The organism is Micromonospora vinacea, from assembly GCF_015751785.1.
GTDB lineage: Bacteria > Actinomycetota > Actinomycetes > Mycobacteriales > Micromonosporaceae > Micromonospora > Micromonospora vinacea.
The window spans coordinates 2,129,599-2,152,863 of the sequence record NZ_JADOTY010000001.1 but is presented as its reverse complement, the minus strand read 5'-3'; the positions used below and the strand labels follow the sequence as shown (position 1 = coordinate 2,152,863).

Annotated in this window: 25 protein-coding genes; 9 read left to right on the top strand and 16 right to left on the bottom strand. The window is 71.1% G+C overall.

All coding sequences use genetic code 11. From position 1 onward, the window contains the following. Window positions 1-160 precede the first annotated feature (160 nt). Window positions 161-688 carry an SRPBCC family protein gene (locus IW249_RS10380; protein WP_196920541.1) on the top strand — a complete coding sequence of 176 codons (528 nt, stop codon included), beginning with the start codon at window positions 161-163 and terminating at the stop codon, window positions 686-688. A gap of 12 nt (window positions 689-700) precedes the next feature. Here IW249_RS10380 and IW249_RS10375 read toward each other — a convergent pair whose 3' ends face one another. After that, on the bottom strand, window positions 701-1,405 hold the full coding sequence (locus tag IW249_RS10375; protein ID WP_196920540.1) for a DUF2786 domain-containing protein: 705 nt from the start codon (window positions 1,403-1,405) through the stop codon (window positions 701-703). A gap of 130 nt (window positions 1,406-1,535) precedes the next feature. Here IW249_RS10375 and IW249_RS10370 point away from each other — a divergent pair, with 130 nt between their 5' ends. Further along, window positions 1,536-1,976 (top strand): hypothetical protein, encoded by a 441-nt coding sequence (locus tag IW249_RS10370; protein WP_196920539.1) that lies wholly within the window; start codon window positions 1,536-1,538, stop codon window positions 1,974-1,976. A gap of 57 nt (window positions 1,977-2,033) precedes the next feature. Here the strand turns inward: IW249_RS10370 and IW249_RS10365 are convergent, their stop codons facing one another. Further along, entirely contained in the window at window positions 2,034-2,423 is a 390-nt protein-coding gene (locus tag IW249_RS10365) for a hypothetical protein (RefSeq protein WP_091396011.1), read from the bottom strand. A 155-nt stretch (window positions 2,424-2,578) separates the two neighbouring features. On the opposite strand from IW249_RS10365, the gene IW249_RS10360 reads away from it, so the two are divergent. Further along, entirely contained in the window at window positions 2,579-3,922 is a 1,344-nt protein-coding gene (locus IW249_RS10360) for an ABC transporter substrate-binding protein (RefSeq protein WP_196920538.1), read from the top strand. 66 nt (window positions 3,923-3,988) lie between these two features. Here the strand turns inward: IW249_RS10360 and IW249_RS10355 are convergent, their stop codons facing one another. Both IW249_RS10355 and IW249_RS10350 read right to left on the bottom strand, forming a co-directional pair. Next, a complete protein-coding gene (locus IW249_RS10355) occupies window positions 3,989-4,732 on the bottom strand; it encodes an enoyl-CoA hydratase/isomerase family protein (protein ID WP_196920537.1) in 744 nt (247 codons plus the stop codon). 52 nt (window positions 4,733-4,784) lie between these two features. Next, a complete protein-coding gene (locus IW249_RS10350; RefSeq protein ID WP_196920536.1) occupies window positions 4,785-5,642 on the bottom strand; it encodes a 3-hydroxyacyl-CoA dehydrogenase family protein in 858 nt (285 codons plus the stop codon). A 177-nt stretch (window positions 5,643-5,819) separates the two neighbouring features. On the opposite strand from IW249_RS10350, the gene IW249_RS10345 reads away from it, so the two are divergent. Then, window positions 5,820-6,107 carry a hypothetical protein gene (locus IW249_RS10345; protein ID WP_091396025.1) on the top strand — a complete coding sequence of 96 codons (288 nt, stop codon included), beginning with the start codon at window positions 5,820-5,822 and terminating at the stop codon, window positions 6,105-6,107. 49 nt (window positions 6,108-6,156) lie between these two features. Here IW249_RS10345 and IW249_RS10340 read toward each other — a convergent pair whose 3' ends face one another. Then, a complete protein-coding gene (locus tag IW249_RS10340) occupies window positions 6,157-6,936 on the bottom strand; it encodes a class I SAM-dependent methyltransferase (RefSeq protein WP_196920535.1) in 780 nt (259 codons plus the stop codon). Window positions 6,937-6,990: 54 nt separating this feature from the next. Between IW249_RS10340 and IW249_RS10335 the strand changes: the two genes are divergently transcribed. After that, on the top strand, window positions 6,991-7,380 hold the full coding sequence (locus tag IW249_RS10335) for a PPOX class F420-dependent oxidoreductase (protein WP_196920534.1): 390 nt from the start codon (window positions 6,991-6,993) through the stop codon (window positions 7,378-7,380). A gap of 84 nt (window positions 7,381-7,464) precedes the next feature. Here IW249_RS10335 and IW249_RS10330 read toward each other — a convergent pair whose 3' ends face one another. Further along, window positions 7,465-7,674, bottom strand: coding sequence for a BldC family transcriptional regulator (locus tag IW249_RS10330; protein WP_007073996.1), 210 nt, complete (start codon window positions 7,672-7,674; stop codon window positions 7,465-7,467). Window positions 7,675-7,924: 250 nt separating this feature from the next. Continuing rightward, window positions 7,925-8,764 carry a DUF8083 family protein gene (locus tag IW249_RS10325; protein WP_196920533.1) on the bottom strand — a complete coding sequence of 280 codons (840 nt, stop codon included), beginning with the start codon at window positions 8,762-8,764 and terminating at the stop codon, window positions 7,925-7,927. A gap of 193 nt (window positions 8,765-8,957) precedes the next feature. Between IW249_RS10325 and IW249_RS10320 the strand changes: the two genes are divergently transcribed. Both IW249_RS10320 and IW249_RS10315 read left to right on the top strand, forming a co-directional pair. Then, the gene (locus tag IW249_RS10320; RefSeq protein ID WP_196920532.1) at window positions 8,958-10,040 is read left to right on the top strand and encodes a Leu/Phe/Val dehydrogenase; all 1,083 of its coding nucleotides are present in this window, start codon (window positions 8,958-8,960) and stop codon (window positions 10,038-10,040) included. A 300-nt stretch (window positions 10,041-10,340) separates the two neighbouring features. Then, window positions 10,341-10,556, top strand: a complete 216-nt coding sequence (locus tag IW249_RS10315; protein ID WP_030332207.1) for a DUF3073 domain-containing protein — start codon at window positions 10,341-10,343, stop codon at window positions 10,554-10,556. A 136-nt stretch (window positions 10,557-10,692) separates the two neighbouring features. On the opposite strand, the gene amcA is transcribed toward IW249_RS10315, so the two are convergent. The 5 genes from amcA to IW249_RS10290 form a co-directional block, all read right to left on the bottom strand. After that, window positions 10,693-10,920: a multiple cyclophane-containing RiPP AmcA gene (amcA, locus tag IW249_RS10310; RefSeq protein WP_124821604.1), complete on the bottom strand. Its 228-nt coding sequence runs from the start codon at window positions 10,918-10,920 to the stop codon at window positions 10,693-10,695. Further along, on the bottom strand, window positions 10,889-11,992 hold the full coding sequence (gene amcB, locus IW249_RS10305; protein WP_307788808.1) for a cyclophane-forming radical SAM peptide maturase AmcB: 1,104 nt from the start codon (window positions 11,990-11,992) through the stop codon (window positions 10,889-10,891). Before amcB ends, amcA begins: the two co-directional genes overlap by 32 nt. A 126-nt stretch (window positions 11,993-12,118) precedes the next feature. Then, the gene (purM, locus tag IW249_RS10300) at window positions 12,119-13,273 is read right to left on the bottom strand and encodes a phosphoribosylformylglycinamidine cyclo-ligase (RefSeq protein ID WP_196920530.1); all 1,155 of its coding nucleotides are present in this window, start codon (window positions 13,271-13,273) and stop codon (window positions 12,119-12,121) included. 57 nt (window positions 13,274-13,330) lie between these two features. Beyond that, window positions 13,331-14,869: an amidophosphoribosyltransferase gene (purF, locus tag IW249_RS10295; protein WP_196920529.1), complete on the bottom strand. Its 1,539-nt coding sequence runs from the start codon at window positions 14,867-14,869 to the stop codon at window positions 13,331-13,333. Window positions 14,870-15,037: 168 nt separating this feature from the next. Next, window positions 15,038-15,391: a sterol carrier family protein gene (locus tag IW249_RS10290; protein WP_307788559.1), complete on the bottom strand. Its 354-nt coding sequence runs from the start codon at window positions 15,389-15,391 to the stop codon at window positions 15,038-15,040. Between the two features lie 161 nt (window positions 15,392-15,552). Between IW249_RS10290 and IW249_RS10285 the strand changes: the two genes are divergently transcribed. Continuing rightward, window positions 15,553-17,616, top strand: a complete 2,064-nt coding sequence (locus IW249_RS10285) for a hypothetical protein (protein WP_307788558.1) — start codon at window positions 15,553-15,555, stop codon at window positions 17,614-17,616. 167 nt (window positions 17,617-17,783) lie between these two features. On the opposite strand, the gene IW249_RS10280 is transcribed toward IW249_RS10285, so the two are convergent. From IW249_RS10280 to purS, 4 genes are all read right to left on the bottom strand, one after another. Continuing rightward, window positions 17,784-18,575: a 2-phosphosulfolactate phosphatase gene (locus tag IW249_RS10280; RefSeq protein WP_372432950.1), complete on the bottom strand. Its 792-nt coding sequence runs from the start codon at window positions 18,573-18,575 to the stop codon at window positions 17,784-17,786. Then, a complete protein-coding gene (purL, locus tag IW249_RS10275) occupies window positions 18,544-21,201 on the bottom strand; it encodes a phosphoribosylformylglycinamidine synthase subunit PurL (RefSeq protein WP_196920527.1) in 2,658 nt (885 codons plus the stop codon). The genes IW249_RS10280 and purL overlap by 32 nt, the downstream gene beginning before the upstream one ends. 67 nt (window positions 21,202-21,268) lie before the next feature. Continuing rightward, window positions 21,269-21,952, bottom strand: coding sequence for a phosphoribosylformylglycinamidine synthase subunit PurQ (gene purQ / locus IW249_RS10270; RefSeq protein ID WP_196920526.1), 684 nt, complete (start codon window positions 21,950-21,952; stop codon window positions 21,269-21,271). Further along, entirely contained in the window at window positions 21,949-22,212 is a 264-nt protein-coding gene (gene purS, locus IW249_RS10265) for a phosphoribosylformylglycinamidine synthase subunit PurS (protein WP_030491392.1), read from the bottom strand. Before purS ends, purQ begins: the two co-directional genes overlap by 4 nt. Before the next feature lie 357 nt (window positions 22,213-22,569). Here purS and IW249_RS10260 point away from each other — a divergent pair, with 357 nt between their 5' ends. Next, window positions 22,570-23,253: a S1 family peptidase gene (locus tag IW249_RS10260; protein ID WP_196920525.1), complete on the top strand. Its 684-nt coding sequence runs from the start codon at window positions 22,570-22,572 to the stop codon at window positions 23,251-23,253. Window positions 23,254-23,265: the final 12 nt, after the last annotated feature.

The following is a 23,265-nucleotide window of genomic DNA, read 5'->3' as shown; positions in this document are numbered from 1 at the left end:
CCGCCCCGCCTGCACACCGGCCCGGTCGTCCGAGCCGTTCGGCGCGGTTACCCGCTTTCCGGCGGGGCATCCCGTCCGTGACGACCCGGCGACCCTCTGTCTGGAACTGGGCACCGTGTGAAGCTGCACACCGAGGCATCAGCCGGTATGGTCCGGGCCTATGGGACAGGAATTGACTGATCCAGCCGACATCCGGCAGGACGTCGGCCAGTTCTCTCTCCGGTGCACGCTCCGCGTCCCGGGCTCCGTCGAGCACGCGTTCGCGGTCTTCACCGACGAGCTGACCGACTGGTGGGTCACCGAATACACCTGGTCCGGTCCGGACGCGCTGGCCGAGTTGGGCATGGAGCCGCGGGCCGGCGGCATGCTCTACGAGGTGGGCCCGTACGGTTTCCGCGCCGACTGGGGACGGGTGCTCACCTGGGATCCGCCTCGCCGGCTGGTCTTCGTCTGGCAGATCGGCCCCGACCGGGCGCCGGTGCCGGACCCGGCCCGCGCGAGCGAGGTCGAGGTGCTGTTCCATTCCGAGGGGCCGGAACACACCCGGGTCGAGCTGGAGCACCGGCACTTCGACCGGCACGGCGAGGCTGCCGAGGGTTACCGCAAGGCGCTCACCGCCGGCTGGCACGAGCTGCTCACCCGTTACGTCGCCACTGTGTCGCGCCACCGCCCCACCACGACGGCCTGACGACCCAGCGGGTCAGCGGGTCAGCCGCCGATCGGCAGCGGGCCCACCGAGGTCCCGACCGCCGAGGTTCGCGCGTTGGCCGGCCTCCGCCCCGGAGCCGAAGCCGGTGCCGCCCAACCGGCGCGGCGGTGCGGTACGCAGCCGTGGGTACTCCTCGGTGAGCCGGCGCTGCACCCGGTCGGACCGGTCAGCCAGCACCAGCGCCATCGACGGCGCGCCCGACTCGCTGGCCGCCGCCGTCTCGGCCGCCCAGAGTCGGCCGCCGACCACCTCCGCGAAGCCGGCCAGCCAGGAGCGGCGGAAGGCGGCGGGATGGTCGTCCGCTGGCACCTCGGTGGCTGCCAGACCGTGCGCCGCCTGCACGAGCAGTGAGGTGAAGAGCAGGTCGACCCGTTCCAGGTCGCTGGTGAAGCCGAAGAGGTGCAGGGCGAAGCCGTTGCCCTGCCGACGGCGTACGCAGCGGCAGCGCAGGGGCTCGGCGACCGCGGCGAGCAGGCCGACCTTGTCGCGGGCGTACGGGGCGACGACGTCCAGCACTCGATCGCCGACCGGGTCGGTGGTCGGGTCCCGGGCAGCGAGCAGCGCCCGGTCGACGCCGTAGCGGGCGATCAGCTCGGTCGCCTTGGCGGTGAACGCGGCCGACTCGGCCGGCGTGCAGGCCGGGTCCTCGGCCTGGGCCAGCAGCTTGCGCACCTTGCTGAGCATGGCCTCGGACATGCCTACAGAGCTACCACACGGGCCGGACATCATCGGGGCCACGCCGCAATCGATCGATACGTATCATCGTCACGGCCAGATGATCAGTCCGACACGGACGGTCAGACAACTGCTTGGGAGGAACGAACGGATGCCATCCCCGACCGCTCGCCTGCTCGCCGTCGCCACGGCCACCGCACTGCTCTCCGCCGGTACGCCCGCGCAGGCGGAGCCACTCACCCCGACCGCACCGGTCAGCTCCGGGCCGAACGCGTTCGCGCCGCTCGCCACCTGTTACGGCGGTGCGGTCCGGTCGTACTTCGAGACCGGCCGCTACGGCGGCTCGGCCGGCCAGTACCGCACCACGACGCGTTGTCGCGACATCAACGTCCGTAACGCGAGCGTGTACGCCACCGAAGCGTGCGTGATCTTCGTGGACAAGACGAGCGCCTGCAACTACTGGACCTACCTGCCGGCCAACTCGGGCTGGATCACGGTGGCGACCAACGTCCGGGACGGCGTCAACTTCCGGGTCCGCTTCGAGAACCTGCGGTACGAGTACGAACCGCTGATCGCGTACCACGCCTTCTGACCGGCCCGCGCGGTCGCGGCGTCCGCCCCCCGACGGACGCCGCGACCCGTCGGCGCGTCACCCGGCGCGGCTGCGCAGGGTGGCGATCGTCGAACCGGCGAGGGTGAGCAGGCAGTCGGGGAGCAGCCCGTCCGCCGCCGCCGCGCCGAACAGCGCCTCGCCGGTCGGTTCGTCGCGATTCGCGTACGCGCTGACGAAGCGGGCCACCCAGCGGGTGTCGTACCCGGCCTGATCGATCCCCGGAAAGTCGAGCGCCGCTCCGCTGGCCGCCGGCGCGTCGCCGAGCATTGTCGCGGCGAGGCACCAGGCAACCCCGTACGCGCCGTCCAGGCCGGCCCGGTCGACGACCGCGTCGAAGGCTCCCACCACCGCGTCTCCATCGCCGGTGAGCGCCGAACGGAGCACGGCGGCCGCGTCATCGAACGTCTGCTGTGGTAGGTCGGTCACGCAGCGCACAGTAGGACGGGTGGTCAAGCCTCCCGGCAACCGTCACTCTCCGTATTCAACGCGAGCTACCTGCGCATTACGCCACCTCCACGGTCCCGCCGCCGGCCTTGGCACGCTAATGTGCGCAGCGGACCTTCGCCGGAGGAAGGACGACCATGTTCGTATCACGCCGCTCGCGGGTAGCCACACTGGCTGCCTGCGCGACGATCCTGCTCGCCACAAGCGCTTGCGGGGATGACAAGCCCGAGGAGGCGAGCGCCCAACAGGTGCGCCTCTACGGCACGGATGGCAACATGCTCAACTCCTATCCTGCGGAGTTGAAGGAACGGGCCAGTCTCGTCGACGGGATGAAGGGCACCACGCCGCTCACCCCGTTACCGGACGACTTCAAGAGCCGGCTACGGGCCGTCAATCCGGCGCTGACGGACTACCTGTACTCCGCGGAGACGTACGACGCGGTGGTGATCGCCGTGCTCGCCGCTCAGCTGGCCGGAAGCACCGACCCGGCTGCCATCGCGAAGCAGATCGTCGCCGTGACCAACGACGGGCAACGCTGCGAAGACACAGCCAGCTGTCTCGCGCTGGCCCGCAACGGGCAGGACATCGAGTACCGCAGCGTGTCGCTGACCCGGGCGGGCTTCACCGACAAGGGTGAGCCGGCCACCGCGAGCTACGCCACGCTGACCTTCGACGGGCAGCAGATCAACGACGGCAAGACCGAGTTCGTCGGAGCCGGCATCGAGTCGGCGGCGAGCACCAAGACGCCGCCGAAGCCGAAGAAGCAGCGCTCGGGTGGGGACTCCGACCAGGAACCGCTGATCCTCGGTGGCCTGCTGCCGAAGACCGGTGACCTCGCGATCGCCTACCCGCCGATGGCAGCCGGCGCCGCGCTGGCCATCAAGGAGATCAACGCCGCCGGTGGCGCACTGGGCAAGCCGGTCACCTGGCTCGACGGCGACGACGGCACCAGCCCGGCGGTGGCCAAGGCGACGGTGGCCAAGCACGTGACGGACGGCGTCAGCGTCATCATCGGCGCGGGTGGTTCGGGTATCTCGCGGGCGGTGCTGCCGGACGTGGTGCAGGCCGGGAAGATCCTCTTCTCCCCGTCCAACACCGACAGCGGGCTGACCGACGTGGAGGACAACGGCCTCTACTTCCGCACCGCCCCGCCGGACAGCCTCCAGGGCCGGGCGCTGGCCGACGTGATCCTCCGCGACGGGTCACAGAAGATCGTCATCGTCGCCCGCAAGGACTCCTACGGTGAGGGCCTGCAGGGCACCGTCCGTGACGAGTTGGAGAAGGCCGGCATCGCCAACGACCGGCTCAAGCTGATGACCTACGAGCCGCCGGCCGACGCGAAGGCAGCGCCTGTCGACTTCAGCAGCGGCGCGAAGGAGATCAAGGAGTTCGGCGCGGACGCCGTACTGATCATTGGTTTCGGTGAGTCCGCCCAGGTGATCCGCGGTCTGGCCGACGCCGGGGTGCAGATCCGGCAGTAGGCAGGACCCGAGACCCACGACGGCCGCACCGGCTTCCCGCCGGTGCGGCCGTTTTCGGTACGTGGATCAGCGCGCCCGGCGACGCTCCAGGAACTCGGTCATCCGGCGGTGCTTCTCGTCGTCCTCGAAGAGCACCGCCTGGCTGACCAGGTCCAGATGCGGGTGCGCGGCGGCCGGCGCGTCCACCGCCAGCTTGGTCAGCCGCATCGCCAACGGTGAGCCCAGAGCGATCTCGTCCAGCAACGCGTGCGCCACCGTCAGCAGCTCACCGGGCTCGTCCACCACCCGGTTCACCAGGCCGATCCGCAGCGCCTCGGTGGCGTCCACCCGCCGGCCGGTGAAGAGCAGTTCCTTGGCCCGGCCCTCGCCGATCAACGCGGGCAGTCGGTGGGTCGCGCCGGCGCCGGCCAGGATGCCCAACCGCACCTCCGGCTGGCCGAAGACCGCCCGCGCCGTGCACACCCGCAGATCGCAGGCGTACGCCAGCTCCGCGCCACCGCCCAACGCCGGGCCGTCGACGGCCGCCACGGTCGGCATCGGCAGCGCCCGGATGCGGGCGAAGGCGGCCGAGTTGATCGCGGCGAGAGCGTCCGTGCGACCCCGTTCGCGCAGCTGGCCGATGTCGGCACCACCGGCGAAGATGCCCGCCGTGCCGCCGGTGAGCAGCAGCAGGCGCGGGCGCGCCTCCAACTCAGCGCAGACCTGGTGCAGCTCGGCGATCAGGTCGGCGTCGATGGCGTTGCGCTTCTCCGGCCGGTCCAGGGTGACCACCAGCCGGTCCGGCCGCTCCTCGATCCGCAAGCCACTCACTGTGCCGACCTTTCGTTCGCGACTGCGGGGCTCGCAAACTCAATCCTCGCGCTCACTGCTTGCCCCCGGCTTCCCAGCGGTAGAAGCCCTGCCCGGACTTCTTACCCAGCCGCCCGGCGGCCACCATCTCCACCAGCAGCGGCGGCGGCGCGAAGCGGTCCCCGTACGCGGCCTGGAGGGTGCGGGCGATGTCCAGCCGCACGTCGAGGCCGACCAGGTCGGTGAGCTCCAACGGCCCGATCGGATGCCGGTAGCCGAGCACCATGGCCTTGTCGATGTCCGCCGGGCTGGCCACCTCGTCGGCGACCATCCGGATCGCCTCCAGCCCGAGGGTGACCCCGAGCCGGGACGTGGCGAAGCCGGGCATGTCGCGTACGACGACGGGGTCCTTGCCCAGCCGGCCGGCGAGCGCGACGGCCGCGGCGGTGGTCTCCTCGGCGGTGGCAGGGCCGACCACGATCTCCAGCAGCGTCATCGCCCAGACCGGGTTGAAGAAGTGCAGGCCGAGGAAGTGCTCGGGCGCGTCCAGTTCGGCGGCCAGATCACCGATGGCGATGCTGGAGGTGTTGCTGCCCAGCAGCTCCGGGCGCAGCGCGGCGGCGTCCCGCAGCACCGCCCGCTTCAGGTCCAGGCGCTCCGGCACCGCCTCCACGATCACCTGGGGGGCGGGAGCGACAGCGGCGAGAGTCGGACGCAGCGTCACCCGCTGCCGGTTGGTGGCGGCCTCGTCAGCGCTCAGCTTCCCGCGCTGCACCGCCCGCTCCCACAGCTCGGCGAGCCGGTTCTGCGCGGCCGCACCCCGCTCGGGGTCCACCTCGACCAGCTCGACGGCGTGCCCGGCGCCGGCCGCCACGTACGCGATGCCGAGCCCCATCGTGCCGGCACCCACGACCACGAAACGATCGCTCATCACGCCTCCCTGTCCCGCCCGCCGACGCGCGGGGTCCCCGCCACGCCGGCCCGGGTCTCCCGACCGCTCCGCTCGCTCATGGTGCGACCCTAGACAGCGCGACGACCCGGCCCATGCGTGGGGGAGCGCCGGATCGGGTAATGACGGCCCGTCAACCGAGGGAAGGACCGCATCGACATGAGCCAGGCACCGGAGAGCGTCACCGACGGGGAGATCGTGGAGACCCGAGGCGACGAGCGGGTCGAACTGCTGCGCGCCGACACCAACAACGACGGCAAGACCGACGTGTGGGTGGTGGACACCGACGGCGACGGCAAGGCGGACCTGTTCCAGTTCGACACCGACGGTGACGGCAAGGTGGACATCACCATGGTCGACATCGACGAGGACGGCCAGCCGGACGAGGTGGTCGACGGCGACGGCGGCCTCCCGCCCGAGCAGCTCCCCCCGACCGTCCAGGTCTGAGACGTACGACGGCCCCCGCTCTCCGCCCGGCGGAGAGCGGGGGCCTCGCTCAGTCGACGAGGCGCAGGGTGGCCAGGTAGTAGGGGGCGTCGCTGTCGTCCACATCGGTGAGCCGCCAACCGGTGCCGTGCACCAGAGCGGCGAACTCGTCCGCCGAGCAGACCAGGTAGTCGAACCACTCGGTGCTCAACTCGCGGTAGCGCAGCCGCAGCCGCAGCTGGCCACCGAGCCGGCCGCGTCGGCGGTTGCGCTCGTGGTAGCCGGTGTGCAGCGGGTCGCGGGTGCCGTACGGGTCGGTGCCCTGCGCGATGATCTGCGCACCGGGTCGGGCCAGCGCGGCGAGCGCGGCCAGGAACTCGGGAGCGCGCTCCCGCCCCTCGAACAGCCCGAGGTTGTTGCCGAGCAGCAGGAACGTGTCGTACTGCGGACCGTCGGCGACGTGCGTGTCGACGGTGCCGTGCACCAGCCGCCGGACCCCGCGACGCCGGCTCACCTCCAGCGCACCGGCGGAGGTGTCCAGCCCGGTGACCGGTACGCCACGCTCCTGGAGCAGCAGCGCGATCCGGCCGGCCCCGGTGCCGATGTCCAGCGTCTCGCCGTACGCACGGTCCACCGCGCGGTGGTCGTACGGCTGCCACTCCGCCGGCCCGTCCAGGTAGTGCGCTGCCGGCGCGCCGTTGATCAGGCCGTCGTCCCGTTCGATGATCTCGATGACCGGTCGGGGCAGTCGACCGCCGACCAGGGGCCGGGGACCCACCCCGGTGGCCACGGCGAGGGTGTCCCGCAGCAGTTCGCCGATCACGTCACCGATTAGAGGCTCAACCGTCACGACGTTCACGCTATCCGGCCATTCAGTGGCCCGCGCCGGTCGTATCCTGGCGGCGTGACCACGCTGGACCGGCTGTCGGCCGAGAAGTACATCCTGCTCACGACCTTCCGCAAGGACGGTCGGGCGGTTCCGACCCCGGTCTGGGCGGTACGCGACGGCGAGGCGTTGGCGGTCTGGACCCGGGCCGACTCGGGCAAGGTGAAGCGGATCCGCCACAACGGTGAGGTGACAGTGGCGCCCTGCGACGTGCGGGGTCGGCCACACGGGGTGGAGGTGCCGGCTCACGCGACGATCTACGGGGGCGGTGACACCGGCCGGGTCCGCGACCTGCTGAAGCACAAGTACCGCCTGATCGGGCGGCTGAGCCTGCTGGGCAGCCGGTTGCGTCGCGGCGAGGGCGGCACTGTCGGCATCCGGGTGACGTTGGCCGAGCCGCAGCGCTGACTCCGGTCGGCGTCGTGCTCGGCGGGGCATGGAAAGGGGCGGTGGATCGAGATCCACCGCCCCTGACGAAAAACTGTCGCCGGCTCAGTCGCCCTGCCGCTGCTGCGGGATCTGGCCCTGCAGCAGCGCCCTGACCTCCGACTCACGGTACCGACGGTGGCCACCCAGGGTGCGGATGGCACTGAGCTTGCCAGCCTTGGCCCACCGGGTCACCGTCTTCGGGTCGACCCGGAACATCGACGCCACCTCGGCCGGCGTGAGTAGCGGCTCTGGTTCGTGCGTTCGCGATGCCATCGGTCACTCCTCCACATGTATAGACATCGGCCGGGGTCCCGCCGGCCGACGCGTCTCCCATGGTCCGGCTAGTCCCCGATGTCCGACATGGGCCGAACGGATGAAGGTCCCTAGACGGACGGATGAACCATGCCCGATTTTTACGACTTTTACACGGCAGAAACTACCTTATTCGGACTCATGATCACGGTTCGTGATGCGTCAACTACGAGCACAACTCACCTTGGGAGCGCTCCTAGGGTGATATGCCCTAGTTGCACCGCTCCAAAAGCTGCACCGCGCGCCACCGGGCCACCAACTTGTCGTACGCGGCCGACGCCTCCTCGGCCTCGCCGCGCGACAGCCCCGCGAGGCCACCGGCAACCAACTCGGGTGAGTCGTCCGCGGCGAGGGTCTCGTCGGAGAGCAGGTCGACCAGACCGCCGTAGTCCAGCTCGACCACTGACCGCGGATGGAACTCCTCCAGCCAGCGGGCCGCCTCCTCCACCGCCTCGGTGATCGGCGCCTCGCCCACCGACTTGCGCAGCACCGACAGCGCCCGCGACGAGCGGCGTCGAGCCTTGGAGATCTCGGTGCGATAGCGCAGCGCCCGCCGGCCCGGCTCGGTGACCAGGTCCCGCTCCGCCGGGTCGAAGAGCACGAACCACCGAAGCGGTACGCCCCAGGTGGCGATCTGCTCGTGCACCCGGGGCACCCCGTGCTCCAGCACCCGGGCGCCACTGCGCCAGTCGTCCACCACCGCCCTGGCCTGCCCGGCGAGCACCGGCGGCACGAAGGCGTCGGCGAGCACCGAGGGCACCCCGTCCCGGGCGCTGAGCGCCGCCTCGGCGACCCGGATGCGCAGGTTCCAGGGGCAGACCAGCAGGCTGTCGTCCGTCTCCAGGACGTACGCCTCCTCCGGCAGGTCCGGCAGCCGGGTCCAGCCGGCTCCCAGTGCCTCGATCACCGCCGTCCGCTGCCGACCGGGCCCCTCGACCGGGGCGACCGCGCGCCCCTCCGAGACGTAGCGGCGCCAGTAGCTCTGCCGGTCTCGGTCGAAGGCGGCCAACGGTTCGTACACGCGCAGGTAAGAAGCGAAGAGCGACGGCACCGCGCGATCCTCCCACGAACCACGCCCGGACGGGCTCAGCGGCCGGAGCACGCGCGCCGCAACGTGGGACGGCGGTGGCGCGTCGAGCGCCCGGCCGGCGGCCGATACTAGGCTCGATCACACCGGCAGCATCCCCGCCGGGGTCCACCAGGTCCGCGTCCCACAAGGACGCACACCACAGTAGGAGCCAACAATGGGCGTATTCGCGAGCACCGACGACCCGGTATCGACCGGTCACGAACAGGTCGTGTTCTGCCAGGACAAGCAGAGCGGCCTGAAGGCGATCATCGGGATCTACTCCACAGCGCTGGGCCCGGCGCTCGGCGGCACCCGCTTCTACCCGTACGCGAGCGAGGACGACGCCCTCGCCGACGTGCTGGACCTGTCCCGCGGGATGGCATACAAGAACGCGCTCGCCGGGCTGGACCTGGGCGGCGGCAAGGCCGTCATCTGGGGCGACCCGGAGCAGATCAAGAGCGAGGCGCTGCTGCGCGCGTACGGCCGCTTCGTGGAGTCGCTGGGTGGCCGCTACTACACCGCCTGCGACGTCGGCACCTACGTGGCGGACATGGACGTCGTGGCCCGGGAGACCCGCTACGTGACCGGGCGCAGCGTGGAGCACGGCGGTGCCGGCGACTCGTCGATCCTCACCGCCTGGGGTGTCTTCCAGGGGATGCGGGCTGCGGCCGAGCACGTGTGGGGCACCCCGAGCCTGCGGGGCCGCCGGGTCGGCGTGGCCGGCCTGGGCAAGGTCGGCAAGTACCTCACCGGGCACCTGCTGGAGGACGGCGCCGAGGTGGTCGCCACCGACGTCAACCCGAAGGCGCTGGCCTGGGTGCGCACCAACCACCCGCAGGTCACCCTCGTCGACGACTCCAGTGCGCTGGTCGCCGCCGACCTCGACGTGTACGCGCCGTGCGCGCTGGGCGGCGCCCTGAACGACGACACGGTGCCGGCGTTGCGCGCCAAGGTGGTGACCGGTGCGGCGAACAACCAGCTCGCCCACCCGGGCATCGAGAAGCTGCTGGCCGACCGGGGCATCCTCTACACCCCGGACTACGTGGTCAACGCGGGCGGCGTCATCCAGGTGGCCGACGAGATCGAGGGCTTCAACTTCGACCGGGCCAAGCTGCGGGCGACCCGGATCTACGACACCACCCGCGAGATCCTGCACCTGGCCGACGCTGAGGGCGTGCCGCCGGCCGTGGCCGCCGACCGGCTGGCGGAGCGGCGGATGGCCGACGTCGGCCGGCTGCGGGCGATCCACCTGCGCTGAGCGTTCCCGGGGGCGGATCGACGAGATCCGCCTCCGGGCCCCGGTGTTGGGCGTTGCTGGGTAAGCTGAGCCCGGGTCAAATTTGATGCGGTTTGTCCGGTGTCACGGGTGCTAACCGTTCCGCTCCTTACCCGGTACACTGGGTGACGGCCGGATCGACGCGACGCGCAGAGCCGGCTGACGGTAACCCGAGGTGCCGAACGGTGGCATCCCCATGTACCGTAAGAGCCACGAGAGATGCCTGACGTCATCGGGGCCCGCCTTCGGGCTGCCCCGCATTCTGTGCGAGGGGGTCGAGCCATGGGGCGCGGCCGTGCTAAGGCCAAGCAGACTAAGGTGGCGCGGGAGTTGAAGTACCACTCCCCGAACACCGACCTCACCGCCTTGCAGCGCGAGTTGGCGGGTGCTGGTAAGTCTGAGCACCACTTCGACGACGACTCGAAAGAGTTCGTCGACGACGATGATGAGGATCACGCGGACGACGATCCGGATCCCTGGGTCCGTCCGACCCGCTGACCTCTCGACGCAGCTGAGCACGCGGTAACCCCCGCGTGCTCACGCACGTCCTCTGCAGGTGCAGTCGCCGACGATCAGGGGCCTGGCCCGACCGGAGCCATCCGGCCGCTCGACAGGCCCCTGACAACGGCTCCCCTCAGCGCGGGCGATTGTTCCAGTTGTAGAACGTCGGGATGTTCTCGAAGTGGTTCCAGGCACAGACCGCGCTGGAGCCGTCTCCGCCCGACACCTCCGAGCGCAGCCGCCGTGCGTCCTCGGCCTCCTGGAGCAGCGCGACGAGCGCGGGAGCCGCGTCTCGCACCCGTTCGGTGACTCCGTCGTCCGCTTCGCGCTCAGGCCGCCGGTGACTCGTGGTCTCGGGCATGCTCCAACACTCCCTCCAATAGGCGGATCTTGCTGTTGCGGCAGTGCTCGGTTTCCGTACCGTCAAAACGCCCCAGCTCGAAGTAACGGTTGGCGGCATGGCCACCACCGCAGAAGCCGAAGTACGGGCAGGACGCCCGACACGCCTCCACCCCGGCCAGGAACTCCTCCACCCAGGGCGTCGTCGCCGCGTTGCCGAGGATCTGCGCCAGCGGGGTGGTCAACACGTTGCCGCTGCTGAAGTCGCCGTAGCGGGGGTCGGTGAAACCGGCCAACTCCGGGGAAAGCACGATCACCGAGCCGTCGTGACCGATCGTCGGGATCGGGTCCAGTTGACGGGGCAGCACCCCGTCCGCCGAGTTGTCGAGCACCGCCGCGGCGTAGCGCAACGACCACTCGATCTCCCGGAGGTGGATCCGGGGCTCCCGGCGCCACGCCCCGACCAACTCCGCCCAGAACGCGGACACCGCCGACGGGTCGTGGCGGTTGTCGCGGGTGTTGACCCCCTCGGTCTCCTCGATGTTGATGCCCAACACGTCGCAGCCCAGTTCGAGGAAGTAGTCGTACAACTCGGTGGCGAGCCCCGGCTCCGGCCGGGACACCACTGCCAACGCGGAGAACGGCAGATCGCGCCGGCGCAGCGCCGAAATGCCGTGCAGGATCCGGTCGTACGCCGGCTGACCGCCCCGGTTGACCCGGTCACCGTTGCGCGCCCGGGGCCCGTCGACGCTCACGCTCACCCGCATCTCGTGCCGGACGAAGAAATCGCACCAGTCGTCGTCGATGAGGGTGGCGTTGGTCTGCACGTGGTGCTCGACGTCGGGCCCGAACGGGGCGATCAGATCGGCCAGGTGCTCTCGACCGGCGGCCAGCGGCTCGCCGCCATGCCACACCACAGAGAAGCGACCGTTCGCCGCCCAGGGGTTGACCGCTGCCGCCACCGCTTCGGCCACCGCCACCGGCATCCGCCGGTCGGCGGCCCGAAACGGCAGGTAGCAGTACGCGCAGTCGAGGTTGCAGAGGGTGGTGGGCTGCATGACGACGTACGACGGGACGGCGGCCAGACCCCGCATCCCGCTGAACGAACGTCCCTGAGCAGCCATCGCCCTCCTCCGCCTAGCCTGAGCCCTTCAGGCTAGGCGGCATTGGCCACTCGGGTGAAGCCCTGATCAGGTGCCCGTACGATCACCGGAGCGTGATCATCCTCGGGTGTGCTGACCGACCATCTGCACGTTGCCGGTGCCCTCGATGATCTCGCCGGCCTGCCACGCCTCGACTCCACGGCCGGTCAGGGTGGCCAGCGCCCGGTCGGCGTCCTCCGCCGACACGATCGCGAACATGCCGACGCCCATGTTGAAGGTCGACTCCATGTCGTGGTCGTCGATCCGACCCTTCGTCTGGATCAGGTCGAAGATCGGCTGCGGCTTCCAGGTGGACCGGTTGACCACCGCGTCGACGTGCTCCGGCAGCACCCGGACCAGGTTGCCGGGGATACCGCCACCGGTGATGTGGGACAGCGCCCGCACCTCGGCCTCGGCGATCAGCTTGAGGCAGTCCTTGGCGTAGATCTTGGTCGGGGTGAGCAGCTCCTCACCGAGGGTCCGCTGCCGACCGAAGTCGTCGATCACGATGTCCAGACGCATCCGCGCCGCGCCCAGCAGAACGTGCCGGACCAGCGAGTATCCGTTGGAGTGCAGACCGGAGGAACGCATCGCGATCACCACGTCGCCCACCTCGACCCGCTCCGGGCTGAGGATGTCGGCCTCCTCGACGACGCCCACGCCGGTCGCGGAGATGTCGTACTCGTCCGGGCGCAGGACGCCGGGGTGCTCGGCGGTCTCCCCGCCCAGCAGCGCGCAGCCGGCGTAGCGGCAGCCGTCGGCGATACCCGCGCCGATCTCGGCGACCTTGTCCGGAACGACCTCGCCGGTGGCGATGTAGTCGAGCAGGAACAGCGGCTCGGCGCCGCAGGCCACCAGGTCGTCCACGACCATGGCGACCAGGTCGATGCCGACCGTGTCGTGGATGTCCATCTGCTGAGCGATCACCAGCTTGGTGCCCACCCCGTCGGTGGAGGACGCCAGGATCGGGCTCTTGTACTTCTTCGTGTCGAGCCGGAACAGCCCAGCGAAGCCACCGAGGTCACCGAGCACCTCGGGGCGGCGGGTCTGCCGCACCTTGGACTTCAGCAGCTCCACCGCGCGGTCGCCCGCGTCGATGGAGACGCCGGCGTCGGCGTACGAGACCGAGCGTTTGCGCGCCTGGCGGCCAGCACCGCCCGTCCACGGCTGGCGGTCGCCGCCGGCGCCGGTCGGGCTGCTTCCTGCGCCGCTGCGCTCGGACACGTGCGTCACGGTTCTCCCCTTTGGTTCTCGGTGCCGCCGGCGGTAGCCGGGCCGCGCCGGTTGGTGCTACGGGCGGTTTGCGGTAACGCCACCCGGAGTGGCGACGGACGAGCCGTTGGTGTGCGGGGCCTCCGACGCCGAGTTGGCGACGCGTCGACCCACCCCTTCGAGCACGTGCTTGCCGATCAGGTTGCCGGCCGGCAACTCGATCGGGTACTCCCCATCGAAACACGCCCGACACAACCGGGTCTTCGGCTGCTCGGTCGCGGCGATCAGACCAGGAAGGGAAACGAAGCCCAGCGTGTCGGCGCCGATGGAGCGCCGGATGCCGTCGTTGTCCAACCCGTTGGCCAGCAGCTCCGCCCGGGTGGCGAAGTCGATGCCGTAGAAGCACGGCCAGCTGACCGGCGGCGAGGAGATCCGGACGTGCACCTCCAGCGCACCCGCCTCACGCAGCATCCGGACGATGGCGCGCTGGGTGTTGCCGCGCACTATCGAATCGTCCACTACCACCAACCGCTTGCCGCGGACGTTCTCCCGCAGCGGGTTGAGCTTGAGCCGGATGCCGAGCTGACGCAGGGTCTGCGACGGCTGGATGAAGGTGCGACCCACGTACGGGTTCTTCATCAGGCCGGCGCCGTAGGTGATGCCGGACGCCTCCGCGTAGCCGATCGCCGCTGGAGTGCCCGACTCGGGCACCGGGATCACCAGGTCGGCCTCGACGGGGTGCTCCTTGGCCAACTGCCGGCCGATCTGCACCCGGGCCGAGTGGATGTTGCGCCCGGCGATCGTGGCGTCCGGGCGGGCGATGTAGACGTACTCGAAGAGGCAACCCTTCGGCTCCGGCGCGGCGAACCGGGTGGAGCGCAGGCCGTTCTCGTCGATAGCGATCAGCTCGCCCGGCTCGACCTCGCGCACCACGCTGGCGCCGACGATGTCCAGTGCGGCCGTCTCGCTGGCGACGACCCAGCCGCGCTCCAGGCGGCCCAGCACCAGCGGGCGGACGCCGTGCGCGTCGCGGGCCGCGTAGAGGGTCGACTCGTCCATGAAGACGAAGCTGAACGCGCCACGCAGCTGCGGCAGCACCTCCATCGCGGCCGCCTCGACCGACAGATCCGGTCGGCTGGCCAGCAGCATCGTCACCAGGGAGGTGTCGTTTGTCGAACCGTCGGCGATGAGGCCGCGCTCGGCGACCTCCTTCTCCAGCTCCGCGGTGTTGACCAGGTTGCCGTTGTGGGCCAACGCGATGGTCGTGCCGGAGGTGGTCGACCGGATCGTCGGTTGGGCGTTCTCCCAGTTCGACGCGCCGGTGGTGGAGTATCGGGCGTGCCCGATCGCCAGGTGACCACGCAGGCTCGCCAGAGTGGGCTCGTCGAAGACCTGCGCCACCAGGCCGAGGTCCTTGTAGACCACCACGCCGGAGCCATCGCTCACCGCGATGCCCGCCGCCTCCTGGCCGCGGTGCTGGAGGGCGTAGAGGCCGAAGTAGGTCAGATTGGCAACCTCTTCACCGGGGGCCCAGACGCCGAAGACGCCACAGGCATCCTGGGGGCCAGGTCGTTGGGGGTCAAGGTCGTGGCTCAGCCGGCCGTCGCCTCGGGGCACCTACCGCTCCCTCATGCTGGTCTGGACCGGCCGGGCGGGGATCACGGGCGGATCCACTCTCCTCTGCCGGGACCACTGTCGTCGCCTGACAGTGTACGCGAATCGGCGTCAATACAGAAAGTCACGATTCCCCTGCTCACCGTCACGGGGAGTGGGACATCGGGACGACTAGAGGGGCAGATAGGCCGAGAGGTCCGCCCGGTTGCCACTCATCTGGACGCGACCGTCGGTGACCGCCGACGCCCAGTCGACCCTGCCGGTTGCCAGCTCCAACCAGGTGTTCGGGGCCATCTCGACCACGTTTGGTGGGTTTCCTCTGGTGTGTCGAGGCCCCGGTACGCACTGGATCGCCCCGTATGGTGGAACGCGCACCTCCACCGATCGGCCGGGGGCGCGCTCCGCGAGGACGGCCAACAACGACCGGACCGCCTCCCGGAACACCGGCCGTTCGGGTGTACGCCCCTCGTCGAGCGCCGACAACGCGGCCGCAACGGCAGCGGACTTACTGTGCGGAGAGGACACGACGGGACGATACGACCCCCAGGCCAGACACGCGACGCTGGCCCTGGGTCGCGCTCATGCAGTCGGACAAGGCATAGTTGCCGACGGCGTATTCGTACCGTGATGATCCCCGGCCCGGCGCCCCGCCGGTCAGAGGGAAGTCAGCCCGGAAGGCGGTGGACGTGTCAACACACCGACGTGCCTGGAAGCAGCGGGCCGGTGTGGTCGTAGCGCTGGTTGCCGGCGCTCTGCTCGCCGTCCCCGCCACACCAGCCATGGCCGCAGATGTCAGTGTTTCCCCCGGCTCGATCACAGTAAACGCCGGCAGCGACGCCACGATCACAGTGAGCGTCACCCCGGGTAACGGTGACGACAAGGCGACGATCAGCCTCGCCGGCCTGCCCTCGGGTGTTCGATGTGCCAGCGGTTGTGGCGAGATCGACCTGCCCGGCCTGGGCAATCAGCCGAGGTCGCAGCTGGTCCGGATCGCGGCCAACGACAACGCTGGCGACGCGACCGCGACCGTCACGGTGGCAGTCGAGGCCGAGTCCGGCCCGGACACCGCCACCGTCTCGCTGACCGTGAAGGGCAAGGCCGCTCCGCCGCCGCCGCAGAACCAGACCGTACGGTCGATCTCCGGCAAGGTGATCTCGCAGGCCGACAGCAAGGCGGTCGCGAACGCGGTGGTCATGCTGCGCGACAGCACCGGCCGGCAGTTCGACACCACCAGCAACGGCAGCGGCGACTTCCGCTTCACCGGCACCACCGAGAAGCCGATCGCACCCGGGCGGATCGCCCTGGGCGCCAGCTTCGACAATGTGGTGGCCACCAAGTCCATCAATGCCGCCGCCGGGCAGGCCGTCACCGGGCAACGGATCAGCCTCGCGATCAAGGTCGAGGTTTCGCCGAGCGCCACCCCGTCCGCCACCCCCGAGGCCACGCCCACCGACGAGGCGACCGAGGAGGGCACCGAAGAGGAGCCCACCGAGGAGGCCAGCCAGGGCGCTCCGGCGAACGCCTCGAACAACGAGGACAGCGGTGGCATCGGCTCGTACATGATCATCTTGCTCGGTGGTCTCCTGGTCGCCGCCGGTGTCGGCACGATCGTGCTGCTCTGGATGAAGCGCAAGGAGAACGGCGACGACGACGACGCTCCGGCGGCCGCCGGTGGCGGCGGTGTGGTGCCACCCTCGCGGGGCGGGTTCCGCGGCCCCGACGACCAGACCCGGGTGGTCGGCGGTCGTCCCGGCGCGGACCCGACCATGGTCGGTGGCGCGGCGCTGAGCGAGGCGCCCACGATGATGCACCGCCCGGTGGTCGACGACGTTCCGCCGGACCCGTACGGCGCGCCTGCCCAGGCGTACGGCGGCGCGGGTCAGCAGGGCTGGGGCGGCGCCGGATACGGCGACGAGCCGGCCCCCGGCGGATACGGTGCCGGCGGCTACGGCAACGCTCCTGCCTCCGGTGGTGGCTACGGCAACGCCCCGGCCTCAGGTGGCGGCTACGGCAACGCTCCCGCCTCGGGTGGGGGCTACGGTGCCCCGGCCGGCGCGGAAGGCGGCTACGGCGCCGGTGCGGCCGGTGACGGTTACGGTGCCGCGCCCGGTGGCGGCTACGGCAACGCTCCGGCCTCCGGTGGCGGCTACGGAAACGCACCAGCCTCCGGCGGTGGCTACGGCAGTCGCGACTACGACGCTCCGGGCGGCACGACCGCGTATCCGGCGGCTCCCGCTGGCGGTGCGGCGTACGGCGAGCGGTTCGACGAGCCGACCGGCCGGTACACCGGCGACACCCAGTACCCGGCCCCGGCCGACCCGTACGCCACCGGCGTCTACCAGCCGGAGCAGGGTCAGGGTTACGGCCAGCCCGAGGCCGCCCCGTACGGCGGTCGCGCCGCCGAGCCGACCGCGGGCTACGGCGCTCCGGAGGCGGGCGGGTACGACCAGGGCGGCTACGGTCAACCGGCCGGCGGGTACGACCAGGCCGGCAACTACGCCCAGGAGCCTCCGCAGCAACGCGGCGGCTACGACGACCGGGGCTACGACCAGGGCGGCTACGGCCAACCGGCCGGCGGGTACGACCAGGCCGGCAACTACGGCCAGGAGCCTCCGCAGCAGCGCGGCGGCTACGACGACCGGGGCTACGACCAGGGCGGCTACGGCCAGCAGCCCGCCGGGCGGAACCGGCCGGAGACCCCGCCGCCGACCGAGCGCGGCGGTCGCCGCCTCGACTGGCTGGACGACTGACCCCACCACAGCTCATGGAAACGGCCACCCGGAGGTATCCGGGTGGCCGTTTCGCTGTCACAAGACCAACCCGACCCGCGCCGATGTTGCCGTTTCGGTCGCCCGTACGGGCGGAATGCCCCCTATGTCGGGGACAGAAAGTGCAAGATCGCGGGATGGGGGCGCGGTCAGGCTGCGGAGAAGACGCCCTGGTGGAGCACCGGCACGACGTTCGACACGCCGATCCGGACGGCGACATCCACGTCCCCGGCGAAGCCGTTCTCGGTCAACTCCCGCCCGGAGACGCTGCCGCGCACGGCGGCGGGCACATCCGGGGTGCTCGCCAGCGCGGCGAGCGCCATGGCCGCCTCCACCGACAGCCCACCCGGCACGCCGGAGAGGGCATCCAGCACCGAGGCGGCGCCGAGCTGGTCCTCCACCGACGGACGCAGTGACCCGTCCGGCCACCGCTCTCCGGAGGCGATCACGCCGATTGGAGCGTCCACAGTGCCGTACCCCTGGCGGCGCAGCCAATGCCCGACGGCGCGTGCGTTGCGCAGGCACGCCGCGACCACCGGCAGGCCGGTGGCGCTGGCGGCGGCGCTGATGGCGGAGCCGTTCGGGGAGGGCAGCACCAGGTCCGCCACCACGGGTGCGCTACTCAACGCGGCCGGCGAGAGCGACCATGGGTGTTCCGCTGTCGTCTGCCGCCGCCCGACAGCAGCTGTCGCGCCGACCCGGACGGCGTACTCGGCGGCCTGCTCACCCCAGGGGAACGGGTGCACCCGCATACCCCGGGCCACCGCCACCTCGACGGCGGTGGTGAACGACAGCACGTCCACCACCACCAGCGCCGCGCAGACCCGGCCGAGCTCGGCCGCCCCGGTCAGACCCCAGTCGAACCGGGCACCCGAGCCGGGTTGGCCGTAGACGGCAGCGGCCAACGCCTCAGCGCTCGTCAGGCGACGGCTCGGCGTCACCGGAGTCAGACTCGGGCTGCTCCGACCCGATCGGCTCGACAGCGCCGGTCTCCGGAGACGGCCCCGACGAGGCGATCGGCTCGGAGACAACCTCAGCCGGGTCGAGCGGCTCGGCCGGCGCCACCGGCAGCGGCACGGCCTCGACCGCACCCGCCACACCGGCGGCCGGGGCGGGCACCTCGACGGCCGCCGAGCCCCCGAAGAGGCGCGGCAACGTCTCGGTGTGCGCGGCGCGCAGCTCGTCCAGGCCGATCCGGAACTGGCCGTGCACCTCGAGCGCACCGCCGGTCGGGTCGGTGACGCCGATCAGCTCGAACGGCACGCCCCGCTCGGCGCAGAGCGCCGCGAACGCCTTGTCGTGGCCGCGCGGCACCGACACCAGCGCCCGCGTGGCGGACTCGCTGAACAGGTACACGAACGGCATCGAGCCCTCGGTGAACTGCTCCGGCACCGCGACCCGGGCACCGACGCCTCGACGCAGGCAGGACTCGACCAGGCTCTGGGCGAGGCCACCGTCGGAGAGGTCGTGCGCGGAGGCCAGGTGGCCGACCCGGGCCGCCTCGGCCAGCAGCTCGGCGAGCGCCTTCTCGCGGAGAAGGTCGACCTGCGGCGGAATGCCGCCGAGGTGCTCGTGCGTCACCCAGGCCCACTCCGAGCCGGACAGCTCCACGTTCGTCTCGCCGAGCAGGTAGAGCTGGTCGTGGTCGCCGCCGGCGCGCGGCACGAAGCCCATCGGCACCCGGTCGGCGACGTTGTCCAGCACACCCAGCACGCCGACCACCGGGGTCGGGTGGATGGCCGCCGCGCCGGTCTGGTTGTAGAAGCTGACGTTGCCGCCGGTCACCGGGATGCCCAGCTCCAGGCAGCCGTCCGCCAGGCCGCGCACGGCCTCGGCGAACTGCCACATGACGCCCGGGTCCTCCGGGGAGCCGAAGTTGAGGCAGTTGGTCACGGCGATCGGCTTCGCGCCGGTCACCGCCACGTTCCGGTACGCCTCGGCCAGGGCCAGCTTGGTGCCGTTGTACGGGTCGAGACGGGCGTACCGGCCGTTGCCGTCCACCGACAGCGCCACGCCGAGGCCGGTCCGCTCGTCGATCCGGATCACACCGCCGTCCTCCGGCTGGGCGAGCACCGTGTTGCCCAGCACGTAGCGGTCGTACTGCTCGGTCACCCAGGTCTTGTCGGCCAGGTTGGGCGACGCGATCATGCGCAGCACGGTCTCCCGCAGCGCCTCCGGGTCGGCCGGGCGGGGCAGCGTCTCGGCCCGGTCGGCCTGGAGCAGGATCAGGTCGGCCGGCTCACGCATCGGCCGGGCGTAGACCGGGCCGTCGTCGACAAGCGAACCCGGCGGCACGTCGACGACCAGGTGGTCCTGCCAGGTGATCAGCAGCCGACCCGGGCGGCCGTCCGGCTCCGGTGCGGTGACCTCACCGATCGCGGTGGCGAGGACGCCCCACTTCTCGCAGGTCTTGAGCACCGCGTCGAGCTTGTCCGGCTCGACGACGAGCAGCATCCGCTCCTGCGACTCGCTGGCCAGGATCTCGTGCGGGTCCATCGAGGGCTCGCGCAGCGGCACCCGCTCCAACCAGACCCGCATGCCGGTGCCGGCGGCGGCGGCGGTCTCGGTGAGCGCGCAGGTCAGGCCGGCGCCGCCGAGGTCCTGGATGCCGACGACCAGTTGGCCGTCGTACAGCTCGAGGCACGCCTCGATCAGCAGCTTCTCGGTGAACGGGTCGCCGACCTGCACGGCGGGGCGGCGCGCCTCGCTGCCCTCGTCGAAGGTCGCGCTGGCCAGCACCGACACGCCGCCGATGCCGTCCCGGCCGGTCTTGGCGCCCATCAGCACGACAACGTTGCCCGGGCCGGCGGCGGCCTTGTTCTGCAGCCGGTTGACCGGCAGCACGCCCAGGCAGAGCGCGTTGAGCAGCGGGTTGCCCTGGTAGGAGGGGTCGAAGACCAGCTCGCCACCGATGTTGGGCAGGCCCAGGCAGTTGCCGTAGCCGCCCACGCCGGCGACCACGCCGGTGAGCACCCGGGCGGTGTCCGGGTGGTCCGCGGCGCCGAAGCGCAGCGGGTCCATCACCGCGACCGGGCGGGCGCCCATGGCGAGGATGTCCCGGACGATGCCGCCGACGCCGGTCGCCGCGCCCTGGTACGGCTCGACGAAGCTCGGGTGGTTGTGCGACTCGACCTTGAAGGTCACCGCCAGCTCGTCGGACACCTGCACGACACCAGCGTTCTCACCGATGCCGGCGAGCAGCCGGTCGCTGTGCGGGGCCTTCTCGCCGAACTGGCGCAGGTGCACCTTGCTCGACTTGTAGGAGCAGTGCTCGCTCCACATGATCGAGTACATGGCGAGCTCGGACTGGGTGGGCCGGCGGTCGAGGATCTGCCGGATCCGGTCGTACTCGTCGTCACGCAGGCCCAGCTCGGTGTACGGCTGAAGCTCGCCCGGGGTGCCACCGGCGCGCGGCACGGTGTCCACGCCCTCGGTCCACACGGCGGTGGCCGGCTGGGCGGGGACGGTCGCCGGTGCGACCGGCTGCGCCGGGCTCGGCTCGGCCGGCTGCGCCGGGGCGGAGTACGCCTCCGGTGTGTCGCGTACCGGGTCCGGATGGGTGGTCATGACCTCTCCTCGCTGCGCTCGCGCCCGCCGGGCCGGCGGTTGAGCTGACCGATGATCGTCTCGCCGGTCACGCCGGCGTCCCCACCAGGTGCTTGAGGACCGAAGTGAAGAAGCCGAGGCCGTCCAGCGAAGGGCCGGTGAGCGCCTCCACCGCGTGCTCGGGGTGCGGCATGATGCCGACCACGTTGCCGGCGGCGTTGGTGATCGCGGCGATGTCGCGCTGGGACCCGTTGGGGTTACCGCCGACGTAGCGGGCGACGACTCGACCCTCGGCCTCGAGCTGGTCCAGCGTCGCGGTGTCCGCGACGTAGCAGCCCTCGCCGTTCTTCACCGGGATGAGCACTTCCTGGCCGGGCTGGAACGCGTTGGTCCACGCGGTCCCGGCCGACTCGATGCGCAGGACCTGGTCCCGGTTGCGGAAGTGCAGGTGCTGGTTGCGGGTGAGCGCGCCGGGCAGCAGGTGCGCCTCGCACAGGATCTGGAAACCGTTGCAGATGCCGAGCACCGGCAGACCACCCCGGGCGGCGTCCACGATCGTCTCCATCACCGGGGCGAACCGGGCGATGGCACCGCAGCGCAGGTAGTCACCGTAGGAGAACCCGCCGGGCAGGACGACGGCGTCGACGCCGTGCAGCTCCGGGTCGCCGTGCCAGAGCCGGACCGGCTCAGCGCCGGCGATCCGGACGGCCCGGGCCGCGTCCCCGTCGTCGAGCGAGCCGGGGAAGGTGACGACACCGACCCGGGCGGTCACGAGCGGGCGTCCGCGGTCTCGTCGGCCTCGACCAGGCGGACGGTGAAGTCCTCGATGACCGGGTTGGCGAGCAGTTTGTCGGCAATTTCCCGAGCGCGGTCCAGGTCCGGTTCACCGGTGAACTCGATCTCGATCCGCCTGCCGATCCGAACCGAGGCGACGTCACCGACGCCGAGCCGGGGCAGCGCGTTTGCGACGGCCTGGCCCTGCGGATCGAGGATCTCGGGCTTGAGCATGACGTCGACGACGACGCGAGGCACTGGGCACTCCTGACTGTGTACGCAGTTGGGTGCCGACCCACAATGGGCGAGCGCAGCCAGCGTACCTGGCAGATATCGCCGCGGACGCACCGGCCGGGTGCAGTCCAGGCAGTGATCGACATTACCGACGCCCACTGTGACCCGTCAGGCGCTACAGGCGGTCTCAGCAGGGCTTATACGGCGCAACAGGTGGCCAAATCGTTACATTGGCCAACCTCGATCAGATCCTTGATAACGGCCGCGTCGGGCCCTACTGTACATCGACGTAGGTCGATTCAGGCGCTCGCGGGAACCCCCGCTGCCGTCCCCCACCCGCACCCGGCGATCCCGGGCCGCCCCGTCCAAGGAGTCCACCCGATGCGCATCCGCCCCCTGCTCGTCGTACTCAGCACCGCACTGGTCGGCGCCCTCGGCGTCACGTCCGCCGCATCCGCCGCCCCAGCCGGCCCCCAGCCCATCATCGGCGGCGGCACCGTCTCGTCCGCGCCCTGGGCCGCCGCGGTGCTCAGCAACGGCTCGTTCACCTGCTCCGGCAGCGTCATCGCCGCGCAGTGGGTGCTCACCGCCCGGCACTGCATCAGCGGCACCATGTCGGTGCGCGTCGGCAGCGTGAACCGCACCTCCGGCGGGGTCACCCGCACGGTCAGCGCCACCTACACCCGCAACGACCTCGCGCTCATGCGACTCTCCAGCACCGTCAGCACCTCCACTGTGAGCCTGGCCAGCAGCAACCCGCCGATCAACTCGACGAACTCGATCTACGGCTGGGGCATGACCTGCTACAGCGGCTGCTCGGCGTCCACCGTGCTGAAGACCGCCACCGTCCGGGTCACCAGCAACAGCGCCACCGACGCGTACGGCGGCCAGGCGATCCGCAGCACCCGGATCAACGGCAACGCCTGGCGCGGCGACTCCGGCGGCCCGCAGTTCTACAACGGCCAGCAGGTCGGCGTCGCCTCCACCGCCGACGGGTCGAGCATCCAGAACTACGGCAGCGTTGCGTACAACCGGGCCTGGATCACCTCGGTGGCCGGTGTCTGACGGTTAGCGCCG